Source organism: Streptomyces lichenis, assembly GCF_023218175.1.
GTDB classification, from domain to species: domain Bacteria; phylum Actinomycetota; class Actinomycetes; order Streptomycetales; family Streptomycetaceae; genus Streptomyces; species Streptomyces lichenis.
Map to the genome: position 1 here is coordinate 24863 of NZ_JALPTH010000027.1, position 17564 is coordinate 42426.

Sequence of the window (17564 nt, forward strand, 5' to 3'; positions counted from 1 at the left end):
AGGGAGCATGGCCGGACCGACCACCGCCGAACGCGGCGCCCGCAGGCCGAAGAAGGGCGCCGCACCGGCCCGGCCCTCCCGCCCCGCCCCCCGCCGCCGGCTGCCCCCGGCCCGGGTGCTGCTGCTCGGCCTCGCCGCCCTCGCGCTGGCCGGCGGCGGGGCCTGGGTGCTGTACGGCTCCTCCTGGCTGCGGGTGGAGGCCACCGCGGTCTCCGGCACCCGGGTGCTCACCCCCGCCCAGGTGGAGGCCGCCGCCGGCGTCCCCGAGGGCGCCCCGCTCGCCTCGGTGGACACCGAGGCCATCGCCGGCCGGCTGCTCCGCAAGCTGCCCCGGATCGACACGGTGGAGGTGAGCCGCTCCTGGCCGGACACCGTCGAACTCACCGTCACCGAGCGGACCCCCGTGCTCCTTGCCGCCTCCCGCGGCGGCTACACCGAGATCGACGCCACCGGCTTCCGGTACGCCACCGTGAAACGGCCGCCCGCCGGCGTACCGCTGCTGGAGCTGAAGGCGGCCGACTCCGCCAGCCTGCGCCGCTTCGGCCGGGAGGAACTCACCGTCTCCGCCGTGGCGGTGGCGGGCGGGCTGCCCGAGGCCGTGGCCAAGGACACCCGGTCGCTGCGGGTGACCTCCTTTGACGCGGTCACCCTGGAACTCACCCGGGGGCGCCGGGTGGTGTGGGGCAGCGCCGAGAACGGCGAGCCCAAGTCCCGTGCGCTGACCGCCCTGATGAAGGCCGAACCCCGTGCGCGGACGTTCGACGTCAGTGCTCCGACCGCCCCGGCCGCTTCGCGCGGTTGACGCACATATGCCCTGGCCAGCACCCTGGTTGGTCAGCGCTCCGGGTGATCACATAGGGTGAAAAGAAAAACGGGAGGTTCGGCGTGTTCGTTGAACGCGCGCCACTTGTCGACTTAGTGTCCTGTTCGGAGAAGAGTCCAGCGGACAGGCGTACTGGTAACCCTAAACTTCAACGTTAGGGTTTGGGTCGGCGTTCCGGACCGTCCCATCGGCATCCGCCGTCGCGGCGCGCACACGGGCGCGGCGGCGGCACGTAAATCGAGGCGAGAGGCCTTCGACGTGGCAGCACCGCAGAACTACCTCGCAGTCATCAAGGTCATCGGTGTCGGCGGCGGTGGTGTCAATGCCATCAACCGAATGATCGAGGTCGGTCTCAAGGGTGTCGAGTTCATCGCCATCAACACGGACGCACAGGCGCTGTTGATGAGTGACGCCGACGTGAAGCTCGACGTCGGCCGCGAACTCACCCGAGGCCTCGGAGCCGGGGCCAACCCGGCGGTCGGTCGCAAGGCGGCAGAGGACCACCGCGAGGAGATCGAGGAGGTCCTCAAGGGGGCCGACATGGTCTTCGTCACCGCGGGCGAAGGCGGTGGCACCGGCACCGGCGGCGCCCCCGTGGTCGCCAACATCGCGCGCTCCCTGGGCGCGCTGACCATCGGCGTGGTCACCCGCCCCTTCACCTTCGAAGGGCGGCGCCGCGCCAACCAGGCGGAGGACGGCATCGCCGAACTCCGCGAAGAGGTCGACACCCTCATCGTCATCCCCAACGACCGGCTGCTGTCCATCTCGGACCGCCAGGTCAGCGTGCTCGACGCGTTCAAGTCGGCCGACCAGGTGCTGCTCTCCGGCGTACAGGGCATCACCGACCTGATCACCACCCCCGGTCTGATCAACCTGGACTTCGCCGACGTCAAGTCGGTCATGTCCGACGCCGGTTCGGCGCTCATGGGCATCGGCTCGGCCCGCGGCGACGACCGCGCGGTGGCCGCCGCCGAGATGGCGATCTCCTCGCCGCTGCTGGAGGCCTCCATCGACGGCGCCCGCGGGGTGCTGCTCTCCATCTCCGGCGGCTCCGACCTCGGCCTGTTCGAGATCAACGAGGCCGCCCAGCTGGTGAGCGAGGCCGCCCACCCGGAGGCCAACATCATCTTCGGCGCGGTGATCGACGACGCCCTCGGCGACGAGGTGCGGGTCACCGTGATCGCCGCCGGGTTCGACGGCGGCCAGCCGCCGGCCCGCCGGGACAACGTGATCGGCGCCTCCTCCACTGCCAAGCGCGAGGAGTCCCCGGCGCCCCGCTCCATCCCCGAGCCGCCCCGTCCGGCGCCCGGGCTCGGCACCGTCCCGGTGCGCGAGGAGCAGCCGCCGGCCCCGGCGCCCGTCGAGCCGGCCCCGGTCTCGGAGGCCAAGTCGCCGAGCATCCCGGAGCCGCACCACTACCCGGACAGCCAGGCCGAAGAGCTGGACGTCCCGGACTTCCTGAAGTGACCTGGTCGCAGTGATAGGGCAGTACCACTCCGCGAGCGGCGCGCACTTCGCCTTCACCGACCGGTGGGGCGGGGTGAGCGCCGCTCCGTACGAGCAGCTCAACCTCGGGGGAGCGGTCGGCGACGACCCGGACACGGTCCGCGCCAACCGCCGGCTCGCGGCCGAGTCCCTGAAGCTGGACCCGGCCGCGGTCGTCTGGATGAACCAGGTCCACGGCCGGGAGGTCGCCGTGGTCGACGGGCCCTGGCCCGACGGCCCGGTCCCGGCGGTGGACGCGGTGGTCACCACGCGGCGCGGGCTCGCCCTCGCCGTGCTCACCGCCGACTGCGTCCCCGTCCTGCTGGCCGACCCGGTCGCCGGGGTGGCCGCCGCCGCACACGCCGGACGGCCCGGACTGGCCGCCGGGGTCGTCCCGGCCGCCGTCGAGGCCATGGTCCGGCTCGGCGCCGAGCCCTCCCGGATCACCGCGCACACCGGCCCCGCCGTCTGCGGACGGTGCTACGAGGTCCCCGCGGCCCTGCGCGAGGAAGTGGCCGCCACCGAGCCGGCCGCCTGGGCCCAGACGAGTTGGGGCACCCCGGCACTGGATGTGACCGCCGGGGTGCACGCCCAGCTCGCCGCGCTCGGGGTGGCCGGCCGGCACGCCTCGGAGGTCTGCACCCGCGAGTCCGGCGACCACTACTCGTACCGCCGCGACCGCACCACCGGCCGGCTCGCCGGCTACGTCTGGCTGGACGCCGCACAGATGACGGAAGGCTCATGACGGACCGCGACCGCAGGGCGGAACTCACCGCCAACCTCGGGCGGGTGGAGGAGCGCATCGCCACCGCGTGCCGGGCCGCCGGGCGCCCGCGTGAGGACGTGACCCTGATCGTGGTCACCAAGACCTATCCGGCGGACGACGTACGGCTGCTGCATGAAATGGGGGTGCGCCATGTCGCCGAGAACCGCGACCAGGACGCCGCCCCCAAGGCGGCCGAGTGCGCCGATCTCGACCTGACCTGGCACTTCGTGGGCCAGTTGCAGACCAACAAGGTACGTTCCGTGACGGGTTACGCCCGCGTGGTGCAGTCCGTGGACCGGTTGAAGCTCGTCGGCGCACTCTCGGGCGCGGCGGAGCGCGCCGGGCGCGAACTGGGGTGCCTGATCCAGGTCGCACTGGACGCGGGGGCCGACGGACGCGGTGAGCGCGGCGGCGTCGGACCGGACGGTGTGGCCGAGTTGGCCGACGCGGTGGCAAAGGCCCCCGGGCTCGCGCTCGGCGGGCTGATGACGGTGGCCCCGCTCAGCGGGGAGTACGCCGGGCGCCAACGCGCCGCGTTCGACCGGCTGGTGGACATCTCGGCCCGGCTGCGTGAGGCTCATCCCGCTGCGACCATGGTGTCCGCGGGGATGAGCGCGGACCTGGAGGACGCCGTCGCGGCCGGGGCGACACATGTACGCATCGGTACGGCGGTACTCGGTCGGCGCCCGCCGCTCCGGTAACGTCGCGAAGCAAAGTCGGACCACAGCAGAAAATATGGTCATTTCCGCCGAACAGCGGACAGGCCGGGAGCCAGTGGATCGCGGGCACCAGTGACGATGCCGATCCACCACAGAGCGGAGGACTGGAGAGCATGGCCGGCGCGATGCGCAAGATGGCGGTCTACCTCGGCCTCGTGGAGGACGATGGGTACGACGGCCGGGGCTTCGACCCCGACGACGACTTCGAACCCGAGCTGGAGCCGGAGCCCGAGCGGCGCCACCAGCCCCCGCACCAGGCGGTCCACGCCTCCGCGCACCAGCCGCACCGCCCGGTCGAGCACGAGGAGCCGCCCCGGGTGGTGGCGCAGCCGCCGGTGCCCCGCGAGCCCGTCGCGCTGCCGGTGGAAAGCGGACGTCCGGCACGAATCGCCCCCGTGTCATCCATCACACCCGAACGCCCGAGCCTGGAGAAGAACGCACCGGTGATCATGCCCAAGGTCGTGTCCGAGCGGGAGCCCTACCGGATCACGACGCTGCACCCCCGGACCTACAACGAGGCCCGTACCATCGGGGAACACTTCCGCGAGGGCACCCCCGTGATCATGAACCTGACCGAGATGGACGACACCGACGCGAAGCGGCTGGTCGACTTCGCCGCCGGTCTGGTGTTCGGCCTGCACGGCAGCATCGAGCGGGTGACGCAGAAGGTGTTCCTGCTGTCGCCTGCTAACGTCGATGTCACGGCGGAGGACAAGGCCCGCATCGCAGAGGGCGGATTCTTCAACCAGAGCTGAGAGCACGACACCGGGAACGACCGGCCCGCGCGGCCGGACGGGCACGGGATGGACATGGGGATCAGGGGAGAGGGAAGCGCGGGATGAGCGTGGCACTGCAGGTGGTCTACATCGCTCTGATGTGCTTCCTGGTCGTCCTGATCTTCCGGCTCGTCATGGACTACGTCTTCCAGTTCGCCCGTTCATGGCAACCCGGGAAGGCGATGGTGGTCGTTCTGGAGGCCACCTACACTGTCACCGATCCACCACTGAAACTCCTTCGGCGGTTCATCCCGCCGTTGCGTCTCGGAGGCGTGGCACTCGACCTGTCCTTCTTCGTCCTGATGATCATCGTATGGATTCTGACCTCCGTCGTGAGCAGTCTCATGATGAAGGTGTAAGGGTCCGGCGATACGGTCCTGCCGACTGCCGACGACTACGTAGAGGTGAAGGAAAGATGCCGCTGACCCCCGAGGACGTGCGGAACAAGCAGTTCACGACCGTCCGCCTCCGAGAAGGCTATGACGAGGACGAGGTCGATGCCTTTCTCGACGAGGTCGAGGCGGAACTGACCCGCCTCCTGCGCGAGAACGAGGACCTGCGCGCCAAACTGGCCGCGGCCACCCGCGCCGCCGCGCAGAACCAGCAGCAGCAGGGGATGCGCAAGCCTCAGGAGCCCCAGGACCGTCCGCAGGGTCCCGGCGCCCCGGTGCCCGCCGCCATATCCGGACCCCCGGTCCAGCAGCAGCCCCCGCAGATGGGCCCGCCCCAGCTGCCCGGTGGAGCTCCGCAGCTGCCGGCCGGTCCGAGCCACGGCGGCCCCCAGGGCGGCCCCGGCGGCCCTATGGGCCAGGGCCCGATGCAGGGCGGTCCGATGCAGGGCGGCCCCGGCCAGATGGGCGGCCCCATGCAGGGCGGTCCCGGTCAGATGGGCGGCCCGATGGGCGGCGGCATGGGTGGACCCATGGGCGGCCACGGCGGCCCGGGCATGCCCCAGCCGCAGAACCCCGGCGGCGACAGCGCCGCGCGGGTGCTCTCGCTGGCCCAGCAGACCGCCGACCAGGCGATCGCGGAGGCCCGTTCCGAGGCCAACAAGATCGTCGGTGAGGCCCGTTCGCGCGCCGAGGGCCTGGAGCGCGACGCCCGCGCCAAGGCCGACGCGCTGGAGCGGGACGCCCAGGAGAAGCACCGCGTCGCCATGGGTTCCCTGGAGTCCGCCCGCGCCACCCTGGAGCGGAAGGTCGAGGACCTGCGCGGCTTCGAGCGCGAGTACCGGACCCGCCTGAAGTCCTACCTGGAGAGCCAGCTGCGCCAGCTGGAGACCCAGTCGGACGACTCGCTGGCCCCGCCGCGCTCCCCGGCCGCCCCGTCCCTGCCGCCGTCCCCGTCGATGGCCTCGGCCGGCGCCGGTGCCCCGTCCTACGGCGGCAACCAGGCGATGGGCGGCGGCCCGTCGATGGGCCCGGGTCCGTCCTACGGCGGCCAGCAGCAGATGTCGCCCGCGATGACCCAGCCGATGGCACCGGTGCGCCCCCAGGCGCCCCAGCCGATGCAGCAGGCGCCGTCGCCGATGCGGGGCTTCCTCATCGACGAGGACGACAACTGACGCGGCGGCCCGAGCGGGCCGCGTAGCGCGGTAGGCAGTCGCCAGGGCCGGGCCCGGGACCACGAGTCCCGGGCCCGGCCCTTCGGCGTGTCCGCGCCTGTCTCGGTACGTGGGGAGATACGGGGAAGGGGCCCGGCGCCGGGGTGGCGGCCGGGCCCCTTCGGGGTGCCGGGGTGCTACGCCTTGCGGAGGCGGAAGGCGAGCGAGAGGCCCTCGTCGGTGAACGGGGTGCCGAACTCCGCCTCGCCCTCCGCGTAGTCGGTGGCCAGCACCTCGTCCGCGATCAGGCCCGCGTGGTCGGTGAGGGCCGCGGTGACCTCCGGGTCGGTGGAGGACCAGCGCAGCGCGATCCGGTCGGCCACGTCCAGGCCGCTGTTCTTGCGGGCCTCCTGGATGAGGCGGATCGCGTCCCGGGCCAGGCCCGCGCGGCGCAGCTCCGGGGTGATCTCCAGGTCCAGGGCGACCGTGGCGCCCGCGTCGGACGCCACCGACCAGCCCTCGCGCGGGGTCTCGGTGATGATCACCTCGTCCGGGGCGAGGGCGATGGTCTCGCCGTTCACCTCCAGGGTGGCCGTGCCGTCCCGCAGGGCGAGGGAGAGCGCGGCGGCGTCGGCGGCGGCGACCGCCTTGGCCACGTCCTGGACGCCCTTGCCGAACCGCTTGCCCAGCGCCCGGAAGTTGGCCTTGGCGGTGGTGTCCACCAGCGAGCCGCCCACCTCGGAGAGCGCGGCCAGCGAGGAGACGTTCAGCTCCTCGGTGATCTGCTCGCGCAGCTCCGGCGAGAGCGCCTCGAACCCGGCGGCGCCGACCAGCGCGCGGGACAGCGGCTGGCGGGTCTTCACCCCCGACTCGGCCCGGGTGGCCCGGCCCAGCTCGACCAGCCGCCGCACCAGCGCCATCTGCGTCGACAGCGCGGGGTCGATGGCGGCGAGGTCCGCCTCCGGCCAGGTGGCCAGGTGGACGGACTCGGGCGCGCCCGGGGTGACCGGGACGACCAGGTCCTGCCAGACCCGCTCGGTGATGAACGGGGTCAGCGGCGCCATCAGCCGGGTGACCGTCTCGATCACCTCGTGCAGGGTGCGCAGCGCGGCCTTGTCGCCCTGCCAGAAGCGGCGACGGGACCGGCGTACGTACCAGTTGGACAGGTCGTCGACGAACGCGGAGAGCAGCTTGCCGGCCCGCTGGGTGTCGTACGCCTCCATCGCGGAGGTCACCTGGTCGGTCAACGCGTGCAGCTCGGACAGCAGCCAGCGGTCCAGCACCGAGCGCTCGGCGGGCGCCGGGTCGGCCTCGTCGGGCGCCCAGCCCGAGGTGCGGGCGTACAGGGCCTGGAAGGCGACCGTGTTCCAGTAGGTCAGCAGCGTCTTGCGGACGACCTCCTGGATGGTGCCGTGGCCGACCCGGCGGGCCGCCCACGGGGAGCCGCCGGCGGCCATGAACCAGCGCACCGCGTCGGCACCGTGCTGGTCCATGAGCGGGATCGGCTGGAGGATGTTGCCCAGGTGCTTGGACATCTTGCGGCCGTCCTCGGCGAGGATGTGGCCGAGGCAGACCACGTTCTCGTACGAGGACTTGTCGAAGACCAGGGTGCCGACGGCCATCAGCGTGTAGAACCAGCCGCGGGTCTGGTCGATGGCCTCGGAGATGAACTGCGCCGGGTAGCGGGACTCGAACAGCTCCTTGTTCTTGTACGGGTAGCCGTACTGCGCGAACGGCATGGAGCCGGAGTCGTACCAGGCGTCGATCACCTCGGGGACCCGGGTCGCGGTGGCGCCGCAGTCCGGGCAGTCGAAGACCACCTCGTCGATGAACGGGCGGTGCGGGTCCAGGCCGGACTGGTCGGTGCCGGTCAGCTCGGACAGCTCGGCCAGCGAGCCGACGCAGGTGAGGTGGTCCTCCGCGCAGCGCCAGATCGGCAGCGGGGTGCCCCAGTAGCGGTTGCGGGAGAGCGCCCAGTCGATGTTGTTGTTCAGCCAGTCGCCGAAGCGGCCGTGCTTGACGGAGTCCGGGAACCAGTTGGTGTTCTCGTTCTCCTCAAGGAGCCGGTCCTTGACCGCGGTGGTGCGGATGTACCAGGACGGCTGGGCGTAGTAGAGCAGCGCGGTGTGGCAGCGCCAGCAGTGCGGATAGCTGTGCTCGTACGGCACGTGCCGGAACAGCAGCCCGCGGTCCGCCAGGTCCTGGGTCAGCGCCTCGTCGGCCTTCTTGAAGAAGACCCCGCCGACCAGCGGCACGTCCTCCTCGAAGGTGCCGTCGGGGCGGACCGGGTTGACCACCGGCAGCCCGTAGGAGCGGCAGACCACCAGGTCGTCGGCGCCGAACGCGGGGGACTGGTGGACCAGACCGGTGCCGTCCTCGGTGGTGACGTACTCGGCGTTGACCACATAGTGCGCGGGCGCGTCGAAGGGGACCAGCTCGAAGGGGCGCTGATAGGTCCAGCGCTCCATCTCGGCGCCGGTGAAGCTCTCCCCGGTCGCCTGCCAGCCCTCGCCCAGCGCCTTCTGAAGCAGCGGCTCGGCGACGACCAGCTTCTCGGTGCCGTCGGTGGCCACCACGTACCGCACCCCGGGGTGCGCGGCGACGGCGGTGTTCGACACCAGCGTCCACGGGGTGGTGGTCCACACCAGCAGCGCGGCCTGGCCGGCCAGCGGGCCGGAGGTGAGCGGGAAGCGGACGAAGACCGAGGGGTCGACGACCGTCTCGTACCCCTGCGCCAGCTCGTGGTCGGACAGCCCGGTGCCGCAGCGCGGGCACCAGGGGGCGACCCGGTGGTCCTGGACCAGCAGGTCCTTGGTGAAGATCTCCTTCAGCGACCACCAGACCGACTGGACGTAGTCCGGGTCCATGGTCCGGTAGGCGTCGTCCAGGTCCACCCAGTACCCCATGCGGGTGGTCAGCTCGGCGAAGGCGTCGGTGTGCCGGGTCACCGACTCGCGGCACCTGGCGTTGAACTCGGCGATGCCGTACGCCTCGATGTCCCCCTTGCCGGAGAAGCCGAGCTCCTTCTCCACGGCCAGCTCCACGGGCAGCCCGTGGCAGTCCCAGCCGGCCTTGCGGGCCACGTGGTAGCCGCGCATGGTGCGGAAGCGCGGGAAGACGTCCTTGAAGACGCGGGCCTCGATGTGGTGGGCCCCGGGCATGCCGTTGGCGGTCGGCGGACCCTCGTAGAACACCCACTCCGGGCGGCCCTCGGACTGCTCCAGGCTCTTGGTGAACACCTTCTGCTCGCGCCAGAAGTCGAGCACGGCGTGCTCCAGGGCGGGCAGGTCTACCTGGGCGGGCACCTGGCGGTACTGCGACATCGATTCCTCCGGCGGACTGCGTACGTCTCCGTCCGGAGGGACGAGAGCGCCGACGCTGCAACGGCTCCCGCGGTACCACCCTCCTTGGCGGCGCGCGCGTGGCGCACCGCCCCCTCATTGGGGTCGCGACGCCGGTTCTACGGCCGGGGCTCCCGCACTGGGCGGCTGGAGGCCCCGGCTTTCTTCCGGCGGCTCCGGGGTGATGCTTCACGCCGCGCTCGCCTCCGGGCTCGCACCGTCCCCGGCTCGCTCATGGCTGCGTACGACGCTACTCGGCCCCATCGTCGCCTTTCGCTGGGCCCAGTGTACGGGGCGGGGGTCGGCCCGGCCGACCGGATAACCGCCGGATTACCGGCGGGGGAGCTGGGCACAACGGAGGCAAGCCGTCCCCCGGGCGTACCGAGGTATCGGGCCGGGGTGTCGCAAACGGGCGGCGTGCCCCGTTGCCGCGGGGCCTGAGTCGATTTATCGTCCCAGCACGATTCGCGAGCAAGATCACGATATGTGAAGGGGCCGCGAGATGGTGGCGAAGAACTCCACGGGGGCCGGGGCCGCCGGGGCCGCCGGGGCCGCCGGGGCGGCGGCGGGGGCCGGGGCGGCGTCGTCGTCGGCTGCCGACGATGCCGCCGGGCCCAGGGCGGTGAAGGCCGGGGCCGCCGAGGGGCGGGCGGCGGATGGGGGGACGGCCGCGGGCCGGGAGGCTGGGGCGAAGAGGGCCGCTCCGAAGGAGAAGGCGAAGAAGGCGAAGAGGGCGGAGAGGGCTTCGGGGGCGGCGGATGCCTCGGACGAGGGTGCGGCCGGGACGGTGCCGGGTGCGCCGGCCGGCAGCGCCCCGGCGGAACGGGCCGCGGTGCGGACCGCCGCGAAGAAGAAGGCCGCCGCCGGGGAGGGCGCGACCGGGGAGGGCGCTGGGAAGAAGGTCCCTGCCGAGAAGGCTGCCGCCGGGAAGGGCACCACGAAGAAGGCCTCTGCGAAGAAGACCGCTGCGAAGAAGGCCTCTGCTGGGAAGGGCGCCGCGACGAAGGTTGCCACCGGGGAAGCCACCGTTGAGAAAGGTGCCGCGAAGAAGGCCGGGGCGGAGGAAGCCCCCGCTGGGAAGGGCGGCGCCGAGAAGGCGTCTGCTGGGAAGGCCTCTGCTGGGAAGGGTGCCGCCGGGAAGGGTGCTGGAAAGAAGGACCCTGCTGGGGAGGCCGGGGCGGAGGAGGCCTCCGCCGGGAAGAGGGGCGCCGAGAGGGCCCCGGCCCGGAAGGCTGCGGCGAAGAAGGCCGCCGGCAGCAAGGCGACCGGCGCCGGTGCCGGGGCGTCGGAGAGCTTGGCGGAGAGGGCGGAGCCCGACCGGGCCGCGGCCGAGGCGGCCGCGGATCGGGCCGCCGCCGAGGCGTCGCCCGAGCTGGCCCTGGAGCGGCAGCCGGGCGGGCCGGGTGGACGGAAGGCGCGGCATGGCGCCGCCACCGGTACGGCGCCTGGCGGGCGGGTCCGGGGCGAGGCGAAGGATGCCGGGGGCTCCGGTGGGTCGGGTGGCGCCGAGCGGCGGTCGGGTGGGCGGACGGCGCGGCGCGGCGAGGACGCCGGGGCCGCGGGGGCGGGCGAGGCGGGCGTACCCGAGGGGCGTACGGCGTCCGCCGGGGCAGCGACGGCGGGCGAGGCGGGTGCATCTGAGGGGCGTACGGCGTCCGGTGGGGGCGCGGGGACGGGCGGGGCGGGTGTGCCGGAGGGGCGTATGGCGTCGGGTGGGGTGGCTGCGGGGGGAGTCGGCGCGGGTCGGCGCAAGGGCGCGACCGGGGGCCGTACGGCCAAGGGCAAGGGTGGGAGGGCCGCTGCGGGGAGGGCGGCGGTGGGGGAGCGGGGCAGGACGGACACGGCCGGATCGGCCGTGGCCGAGGGGGCCGGTGAGGCCGTGGAACAGACAGGAGCCAAGACTGTGGCAGCGAAGAAGACCGTCGATGTGACCGCGGCGCCCGGCGCCTCGGCCGTGTCCACCGCGCGCGGCGGGGTGGCCGACACCGCGCCCGAGCAGCTCGCCGTACGGCCCGGGGAGGACCCCTGGACCCCGGAGGAGGTGGCCGAGGCCAAGGCGGAGCTGGAGGGCGAGGTGGCCCGTATCCACGCCGAGCTGACCGCCTCCGAGACCGCGCTGACCGGGTTGATGCGGGACTCCGGGGACGGCGCCGGGCACGACGAGGCGGACACCGGGACCAAGAACATCACCCGTGAGCACGAGATGGCGCTCGCCGCCAACGCCCGGGCCACCCTGGAGCAGACCGAGCACGCCCTCCAGCGGCTGGACGCCGGCACCTACGGGCTGTGCGAGGTCTGCGGCAAGCCCATCGGCAAGGCCAGAATGCAGGCGTTCCCCCGGGCCACCCTCTGCGTGGAGGACAAGCAGAAGCAGGAGAGGCGCGGCTGACCCGGGGCGCCCGCACAGCCGTGCCGTACCCTCGTGCACAGTCAGGCACCTAGGTTGAGGGACTCACGTGGCAGAGGCGGAGCGCGTCATCGGTACCCCGGACACGGACGACGAGGCCGCGGCGCCCGCCGAACGGCCCAAGGGCAGGCGGCGGGTGTTCGCGCTGTTCACCGTCGCGCTCGTCGCCTACCTGCTGGACCTCGGCAGCAAGATGCTGGTGGTCGCCCGGCTGGAGCACCGGGAGCCGATCCAGATCGTCGGTGACTGGCTGCGCTTCGTGGCGGTACGCAACCCGGGCGCCGCCTTCGGCATCGGCGAGGCGTTCACGGTGATCTTCACCGTGATCGCGGCCACCGTCATCGTGGTGATCATCCGCCTCGCCCGCAAGCTCTACAGCCTGCCCTGGGCGATCGCGCTCGGCCTGCTGCTCGGCGGCGCGCTCGGCAACCTCACCGACCGGATCTTCCGCGCGCCGGGCGTCTTCAAGGGCGCGGTGGTCGACTTCATCGCGCCCGCCCACTTCGCGGTCTTCAACTTCGCCGACTCGGCGATCGTCTGCGGCGGCTTCCTGATCGTGATCCTCTCCTTCCGCGGCCTCGACCCGGACGGGACCGTCCACAAGGACTGACCGCCCGCACGGCCGCCGGGACGGGCGTGTCGGCTGGACAAGGCATACTCGACGGGTGAGCACGCTTCCCGAGATCCGTACGCTGCCCGTTCCCGATGGTCTGGAGGGCGAGCGCGTCGACGCCGCCATCGCCCGGATGTTCGGCTTCTCCCGGACCAAGGCCGCCGAGCTGGCCGCCGCCGGGAAGGTGCTGGTCGACGGCTCGGTGGTGGGCAAGTCGGAGCGGGTCAGCGGCGGGGCCTGGCTGGAGGTCGAGATGCCGGGTGCGCCCGCCCCGGTGCAGATCGTCGCCGAGCCCGTCGAGGGCATGGAGATCGTCCACGACGACGACGACATCGTGGTGATCGTCAAGCCGGTCGGGGTCGCCGCCCACCCCAGTCCCGGCTGGACCGGCACCACCGTGATCGGCGGGCTGGCCGCCGCCGGGTACCGGATCTCCACCTCCGGCGCCGCCGAGCGCCAGGGCATCGTGCACCGGCTGGACGTCGGCACCTCCGGGCTGATGGTGGTCGCCAAGTCCGAGCGGGCGTACACCCTGCTGAAGCAGCAGTTCCGCGAGCGCACGGTCGACAAGCGCTACCACGCGCTGGTGCAGGGCCACCCGGACCCGCTGAGCGGCACCATCGACGCGCCGATCGGCCGCCACCCCCAGCACGACTACAAGTGGGCGGTCACCGCCGACGGCAAGCCCTCGGTGACCCACTACGACCTCATCGAGGCGTACCGGGCGGCCTCGCTGCTCGACATCAAGCTGGAGACCGGCCGCACCCACCAGATCCGGGTGCACATGTCGGCCCACCGCCACCCCTGCGTCGGCGACCTCACCTACGGCGCCGACCCGACGCTGGCCAAGCGGCTGCGGCTGACCCGCCAGTGGCTGCACGCGGTCCGGCTGGGCTTCGAGCACCCCTCGGACGGCAGCTGGGTGGAGTTCGAGAGCGGCTACCCGGCCGATCTGCGGTCCGCCCTGGACATCATCGCCGCGGAGAGCGCGTGAGCGCCTTCCTGGTACGGGAGGCGGTGACCGAGGAGGACCGCCGGGCGGCCTTCGCGGTGCGCCGCGAGGTGTTCGTCGGCGAGCAGGGCGTACCGGAGGAGATCGAGTACGACGCGCTGGACGCCACCGCGGTGCATGTCGTCGCCCTCGGGCCGGACGGGACGCCGCTGGGCGCCGGGCGGCTGCTGTTCGGGTCGGACGCGGTCGCGCGGACCGGCGGCGCGGAGGGCGTCGGCTCGCTCGGCCGGCTCGCGGTCACCAGGGCGGCCCGCGGCCTTGGCCTGGGCGCCGCGCTGGTGCGGGCCGTCGAGGAGGCGGCCCGGGCGCGCGGGCTGACCGCGGTCGACCTGCACGCCCAGACCCACGCGCTCGGCTTCTACCTGCGGCTGGGGTACCAGGCGTACGGCGAGGAGTACCTGGAGGCGGGCATCCCGCACCAGGCGATGCGCCGCCCGCTCTGAGGCCGGACCGTCTTCCCCTTCCCGCCCCTCGTGCCCCGGCGCCGATCCGCGCGTCCCTCGTGGCAGGGTTGAGGCGCTGATCATCATCCCGGGACGGACGCCCGGGACGTACGACCGGAGGGGCGCACCGTGGACCAGCTGGCGCTGCTGCTCGCACTGCTGCTCGGGGCGGTGCTGACCGTCCCCCTGGGGGAGCGGCTGGGGCTGCCCGCCCCGGTGCTGATGACGCTTGTCGGCGTCGTCCTCGCCCTGGTGCCGGTGGTGCCGAATGTCGACATCCCACCCGACTACATCCTGCCGCTGGTGCTGCCGCCGCTGTTGTACGCGGCGGTGCAGCGCACCTCCTGGCGGCAGTTCGCCGCCAACAAGCGGCCCATCTTCCTGCTCGCCGTCGCCCTGGTCTTCGTCACCACCGGCGCCGTCGCCGCGGTCGCGCACGCCCTGGTGCCGGCGCTGCCGCTGGCCGCCGCCTGTGTGCTGGGCGCGCTGGTCGCCCCGCCGGACCCGGTCGCCGCCACCGCGGTCGCCGGCTCGCTGGGGCTGCCGCGCCGGCTGGTGTCGATCCTGGAGGGCGAGGGGCTGTTCAACGACGTCACCGCGATCGTGCTGTACCACGTGGCGATCGGCGCGGTGGTGGGCGGCACCTTCTCCTGGGGCGGCGCGGTCGGGGAGCTGGCGCTCTCCGCGCTGGTCGCCGTCGCGGTCGGGCTGGCGCTCGGCTGGCTCACCGACAAGCTGCTCGGCCGGCTCGGCGACGCCACCCTGCAGACCGGGCTGACCCTCCTCGTCCCCTTCACCGCCTATGTGCTGGCCGAGGAGCTGCTCGGCTCCGGGGTGCTGGCGGTGCTGGTCACCGCGATGTTCCTGGCCGAGCGGTCGGTGGACGCCGACGACGTGATGGGGCGCCTCGCCGGGCGGACCTTCTGGGAGATCGTCGACACCCTGGTCACCGGGATCGCCTTCGGGCTGATCGGGCTGGAGCTGCACAACGTCTTCGGCACCGCCGAGGAGCGGGTGGGGTCGATGCTCGGCTGGGGCGCCGCGATCGTCGCCTGCGTGGTCGGCGTACGGCTGCTGTGGCTGCTGCCCGCCACCTGGCTGGCCAAGCGGCTGCACAAGCGCCGGGACGTGGACGAGGAGATCCCCACCACCTGGCGGGAGACCGTGGTCATGTGGTGGGCCGGGATGCGCGGGGTGGCCTCGGTCGCGCTGGCGCTCGCCATCCCGCTCCAGACCGACGACGGCAGGCCGTTCCCCGGGCGCGACGAGATCGTCTTCATCGCCTTCTGCGTGATCCTGGCCACCCTGGTCGTCCAGGGGCTCACCCTGCCCTGGCTGGTCCGCCGGCTCGGGGTGCGGGCCGACACCGACGCCGAGCGCCGCTGCGAGCACGACCTCGCGGTACGGGCGTACAAGGCGGCCAAGCGCCGGCTGAAGGAGATCCAGGAGGTGGAGGAGCTGCCCGAGGAGTTCCAGGAGCGGCTTCAGCGCGTCGCCTTCGACGTGGGCGCGCGGATCAGCCCGGACATCGTGGACGAGGAGCGCCGTTCGGCGTACGCGGACCGGGCCAAGCGGTTCAAGAACATGCAGCGCCTCCAGCGGGAGCTGATGTCGGCCGCCCGCCACGAGGTGCTGGCCGCCCGCAGCGAACCGGGCGCCGACCCGGAGGTGGTGGACCGGGTGCTGCGCCAACTCGACGTGCGCAGCATGCGGTAGGGCGGACGGCCCGCTGCCTGCGGTGGCGTGTGGGGCGGGGGGGTACGCCGAAGGCCGGGGCGGTGCCTTCCGCCCCGGCCTTCGCTGTCCGTACGCCGTGCTCAGCCGCGACCGGTGCGCGGGGCCTCCTCGGCGACCGGGCTGCCGTCCACCAGCGGGTACTCGTCGGCGTTGTTGCTGTGCACCTCCGAGGGGCGCGGCTGGCGGCCGTCCAGTCGGGCCTGCTCCTGCCACTGGCCGTCCGGCGGCAGGGTGGCCGCCGAGGTGGCGACCCGCGGCAGCGCGTACGGGTGCTTCTCGCACAGCCAGCCGATCAGCTGCTCGCGCACCACGCAGCGGGCGGTCCAGATGTCGTCGGCGTCCTTCGCGGTCACCACCACCCGCACCTGGATGGTGCTCGGCGTGGTGTCCGTCACGGCCAGCGACCAGTCCCGGCCGTCCCAGGCCGAGCAGTTGCCCAGGATCTCCTTGGTCTTCTCGCGCATCAGGCTGATCGGCGCGGAGTGGTCCAGGTGGAAGAAGACGGTGCCGGTCATCTGCACCCCGCCGCGCGACCAGTTCTCGAACGGCTTGCTGGTGAAGTACGACACCGGCATGGTGATCCGCCGCTCGTCCCAGGTGCGCACCGCCAGGAAGGTCAGCGTGACCTCCTCGACCACGCCCCACTCGCCGTCCACCACCACGGTGTCGCCGATGCGGACCATGTCGCCGAAGGCGATCTGGAAGCCCGCGAACAGATTGCCCAGCGTGGACTGGGCGGCCACACCGGCGACGATGCCGATGATGCCCGCCGATGCCAGCACCGAGGTGCCGATCGCCTTGAACTGCGGGAACGTCAGCAGCATCGCCGCGGCGGCGACCACCCCGACCACCGCCGTGACGATCCGCATGATCAGCGTCACCTGGGTGCGCACCCGGCGCACCCGCGCCCGGTCGTGCGAGATGGTGGCGTACCGGGCGTAGCTGGACTCCGTTATCGCCGAGGCGATGCGGATCACCAGCCAGGCGCAGGCGCCGATCATCACCAGCGACAGCACCTGCCCGATGCCGGCCTCGTGGTCCTCGATGATCTTCCACTTGGTCTGCCGGTACGAGCCGCGCAGCGCCCCGGTCAGCAGCACCACCTGGAGCGGCAGCCGGCAGCGGCGCAGCAGCCCCCACAGGGGTGTCTCGGGGTGGCGGGCGTCGGCCCGGCGCAGCGTGACGTCGACGACGTAGCCGACGAGCAGCGTGAGCACGATCGCTCCGCCCACGACGAACAGGGGGCGCAGTGCGTTGTCCATGACTCCGAATCCATCTGGATCGACTGGCAGGATGACCGGATGGACATCCTGCTCTTCCACTCGGCTCTCGGTCCGCGCCCGGCCGTGGACGCCGCGGCGCAGCGCCTGCGCGCCGCCGGGCACCACGTGCGCGTGCCCGACCTCTACGGCGGTCAAACGGCCGGCACCCTGGAGGAGGGCCTGGCGGTGAAGGACGCGATCGGCCGCGACGAGCTGCTGCGCAGGGCCGTGCTGGCGGCCGCCCCGTACGCCGACAAGGGCCTGGTCTACGCCGGTTTCTCGCTCGGCGCCTCGGTGGCGCAGACCCTCGCCCTGGGCGACGCGAAGGCCCGCGGACTGCTGCTCCTGCACGGCACCTCGGAGATCGCGCCGAACGCCTCGGTGGACGGGCTGCCCGTCCAACTGCACGTCGCGGAGCCGGATCCGTACGAGTCGGACGACTGGCTGACGACCTGGTACCTGACGATGAGCCGGATCGGCGCGGACGCCGAGGTGCACCGCTACCGGGGCGCCGGGCACCTCTACACCGACCCCGGCCTCCCGGACTACGACGAGGAGGCCGCCGAGCGCACCTGGCGCACCGCGCTCGGCTTCCTGAACAGCCTCTGAGCGGGCGTGGAGCGGGGGCCGGTTGTGA

General features: G+C 72.9%; 15 protein-coding genes. 13 read left to right on the forward strand and 2 right to left on the reverse strand.

Going from position 1 to position 17564, the window contains the following annotated elements:
* Nucleotides 1-7: 7 nt before the first annotated feature.
* The 7 genes from M1O15_RS24195 to M1O15_RS24225 all read left to right on the forward strand — a co-directional run bounded on the left by M1O15_RS24195 (nucleotide 8) and on the right by M1O15_RS24225 (nucleotide 6133).
* Nucleotides 8-802 carry a cell division protein FtsQ/DivIB gene (locus tag M1O15_RS24195; RefSeq protein ID WP_248636260.1) on the forward strand — a complete coding sequence of 265 codons (795 nt, stop codon included), beginning with the start codon at nucleotides 8-10 and terminating at the stop codon, nucleotides 800-802.
* A 279-nt stretch (nucleotides 803-1081) separates the two neighbouring features.
* Nucleotides 1082-2290, forward strand: a complete 1209-nt coding sequence (gene ftsZ, locus M1O15_RS24200) for a cell division protein FtsZ (RefSeq protein WP_248636261.1) — start codon at nucleotides 1082-1084, stop codon at nucleotides 2288-2290.
* A gap of 10 nt (nucleotides 2291-2300) precedes the next feature.
* The gene (pgeF, locus tag M1O15_RS24205) at nucleotides 2301-3053 is read left to right on the forward strand and encodes a peptidoglycan editing factor PgeF (RefSeq protein ID WP_248636262.1); all 753 of its coding nucleotides are present in this window, start codon (nucleotides 2301-2303) and stop codon (nucleotides 3051-3053) included.
* Entirely contained in the window at nucleotides 3050-3775 is a 726-nt protein-coding gene (locus M1O15_RS24210) for a YggS family pyridoxal phosphate-dependent enzyme (protein ID WP_248636263.1), read from the forward strand. The genes pgeF and M1O15_RS24210 overlap by 4 nt, the downstream gene beginning before the upstream one ends.
* A gap of 131 nt (nucleotides 3776-3906) precedes the next feature.
* Entirely contained in the window at nucleotides 3907-4548 is a 642-nt protein-coding gene (locus M1O15_RS24215; protein WP_248636264.1) for a cell division protein SepF, read from the forward strand.
* A gap of 83 nt (nucleotides 4549-4631) precedes the next feature.
* Nucleotides 4632-4928 (forward strand): YggT family protein, encoded by a 297-nt coding sequence (locus M1O15_RS24220; RefSeq protein WP_248636265.1) that lies wholly within the window; start codon nucleotides 4632-4634, stop codon nucleotides 4926-4928.
* Nucleotides 4929-4984: 56 nt separating this feature from the next.
* Nucleotides 4985-6133, forward strand: coding sequence for a DivIVA domain-containing protein (locus tag M1O15_RS24225; protein WP_248636266.1), 1149 nt, complete (start codon nucleotides 4985-4987; stop codon nucleotides 6131-6133).
* Between the two features lie 176 nt (nucleotides 6134-6309).
* Here M1O15_RS24225 and ileS read toward each other — a convergent pair whose 3' ends face one another.
* Nucleotides 6310-9435, reverse strand: a complete 3126-nt coding sequence (gene ileS / locus M1O15_RS24230; RefSeq protein ID WP_248636267.1) for an isoleucine--tRNA ligase — start codon at nucleotides 9433-9435, stop codon at nucleotides 6310-6312.
* Between the two features lie 520 nt (nucleotides 9436-9955).
* Here ileS and M1O15_RS31995 point away from each other — a divergent pair.
* The 5 genes from M1O15_RS31995 to M1O15_RS24260 all read left to right on the forward strand — a co-directional run bounded on the left by M1O15_RS31995 (nucleotide 9956) and on the right by M1O15_RS24260 (nucleotide 15644).
* Nucleotides 9956-11842 carry a histone H1-like repetitive region-containing protein gene (locus tag M1O15_RS31995; RefSeq protein WP_282577186.1) on the forward strand — a complete coding sequence of 629 codons (1887 nt, stop codon included), beginning with the start codon at nucleotides 9956-9958 and terminating at the stop codon, nucleotides 11840-11842.
* Between the two features lie 67 nt (nucleotides 11843-11909).
* Nucleotides 11910-12470 (forward strand): signal peptidase II, encoded by a 561-nt coding sequence (gene lspA / locus M1O15_RS24245; protein WP_248636268.1) that lies wholly within the window; start codon nucleotides 11910-11912, stop codon nucleotides 12468-12470.
* Nucleotides 12471-12525: 55 nt separating this feature from the next.
* Nucleotides 12526-13467, forward strand: a complete 942-nt coding sequence (locus M1O15_RS24250; protein WP_248636269.1) for an RluA family pseudouridine synthase — start codon at nucleotides 12526-12528, stop codon at nucleotides 13465-13467.
* Nucleotides 13464-13928, forward strand: coding sequence for a GNAT family N-acetyltransferase (locus tag M1O15_RS24255; protein WP_248636270.1), 465 nt, complete (start codon nucleotides 13464-13466; stop codon nucleotides 13926-13928). Before M1O15_RS24250 ends, M1O15_RS24255 begins: the two co-directional genes overlap by 4 nt.
* Before the next feature lie 129 nt (nucleotides 13929-14057).
* The gene (locus tag M1O15_RS24260; RefSeq protein WP_248636271.1) at nucleotides 14058-15644 is read left to right on the forward strand and encodes a Na+/H+ antiporter; all 1587 of its coding nucleotides are present in this window, start codon (nucleotides 14058-14060) and stop codon (nucleotides 15642-15644) included.
* Between the two features lie 101 nt (nucleotides 15645-15745).
* Here the strand turns inward: M1O15_RS24260 and M1O15_RS24265 are convergent, their stop codons facing one another.
* Nucleotides 15746-16927 carry a mechanosensitive ion channel family protein gene (locus M1O15_RS24265; RefSeq protein WP_248636272.1) on the reverse strand — a complete coding sequence of 394 codons (1182 nt, stop codon included), beginning with the start codon at nucleotides 16925-16927 and terminating at the stop codon, nucleotides 15746-15748.
* Nucleotides 16928-16966: 39 nt separating this feature from the next.
* Here M1O15_RS24265 and M1O15_RS24270 point away from each other — a divergent pair, with 39 nt between their 5' ends.
* The gene (locus M1O15_RS24270; protein WP_248636273.1) at nucleotides 16967-17536 is read left to right on the forward strand and encodes a dienelactone hydrolase family protein; all 570 of its coding nucleotides are present in this window, start codon (nucleotides 16967-16969) and stop codon (nucleotides 17534-17536) included.
* The last annotated feature ends 28 nt before the right edge of the window (nucleotides 17537-17564 follow it).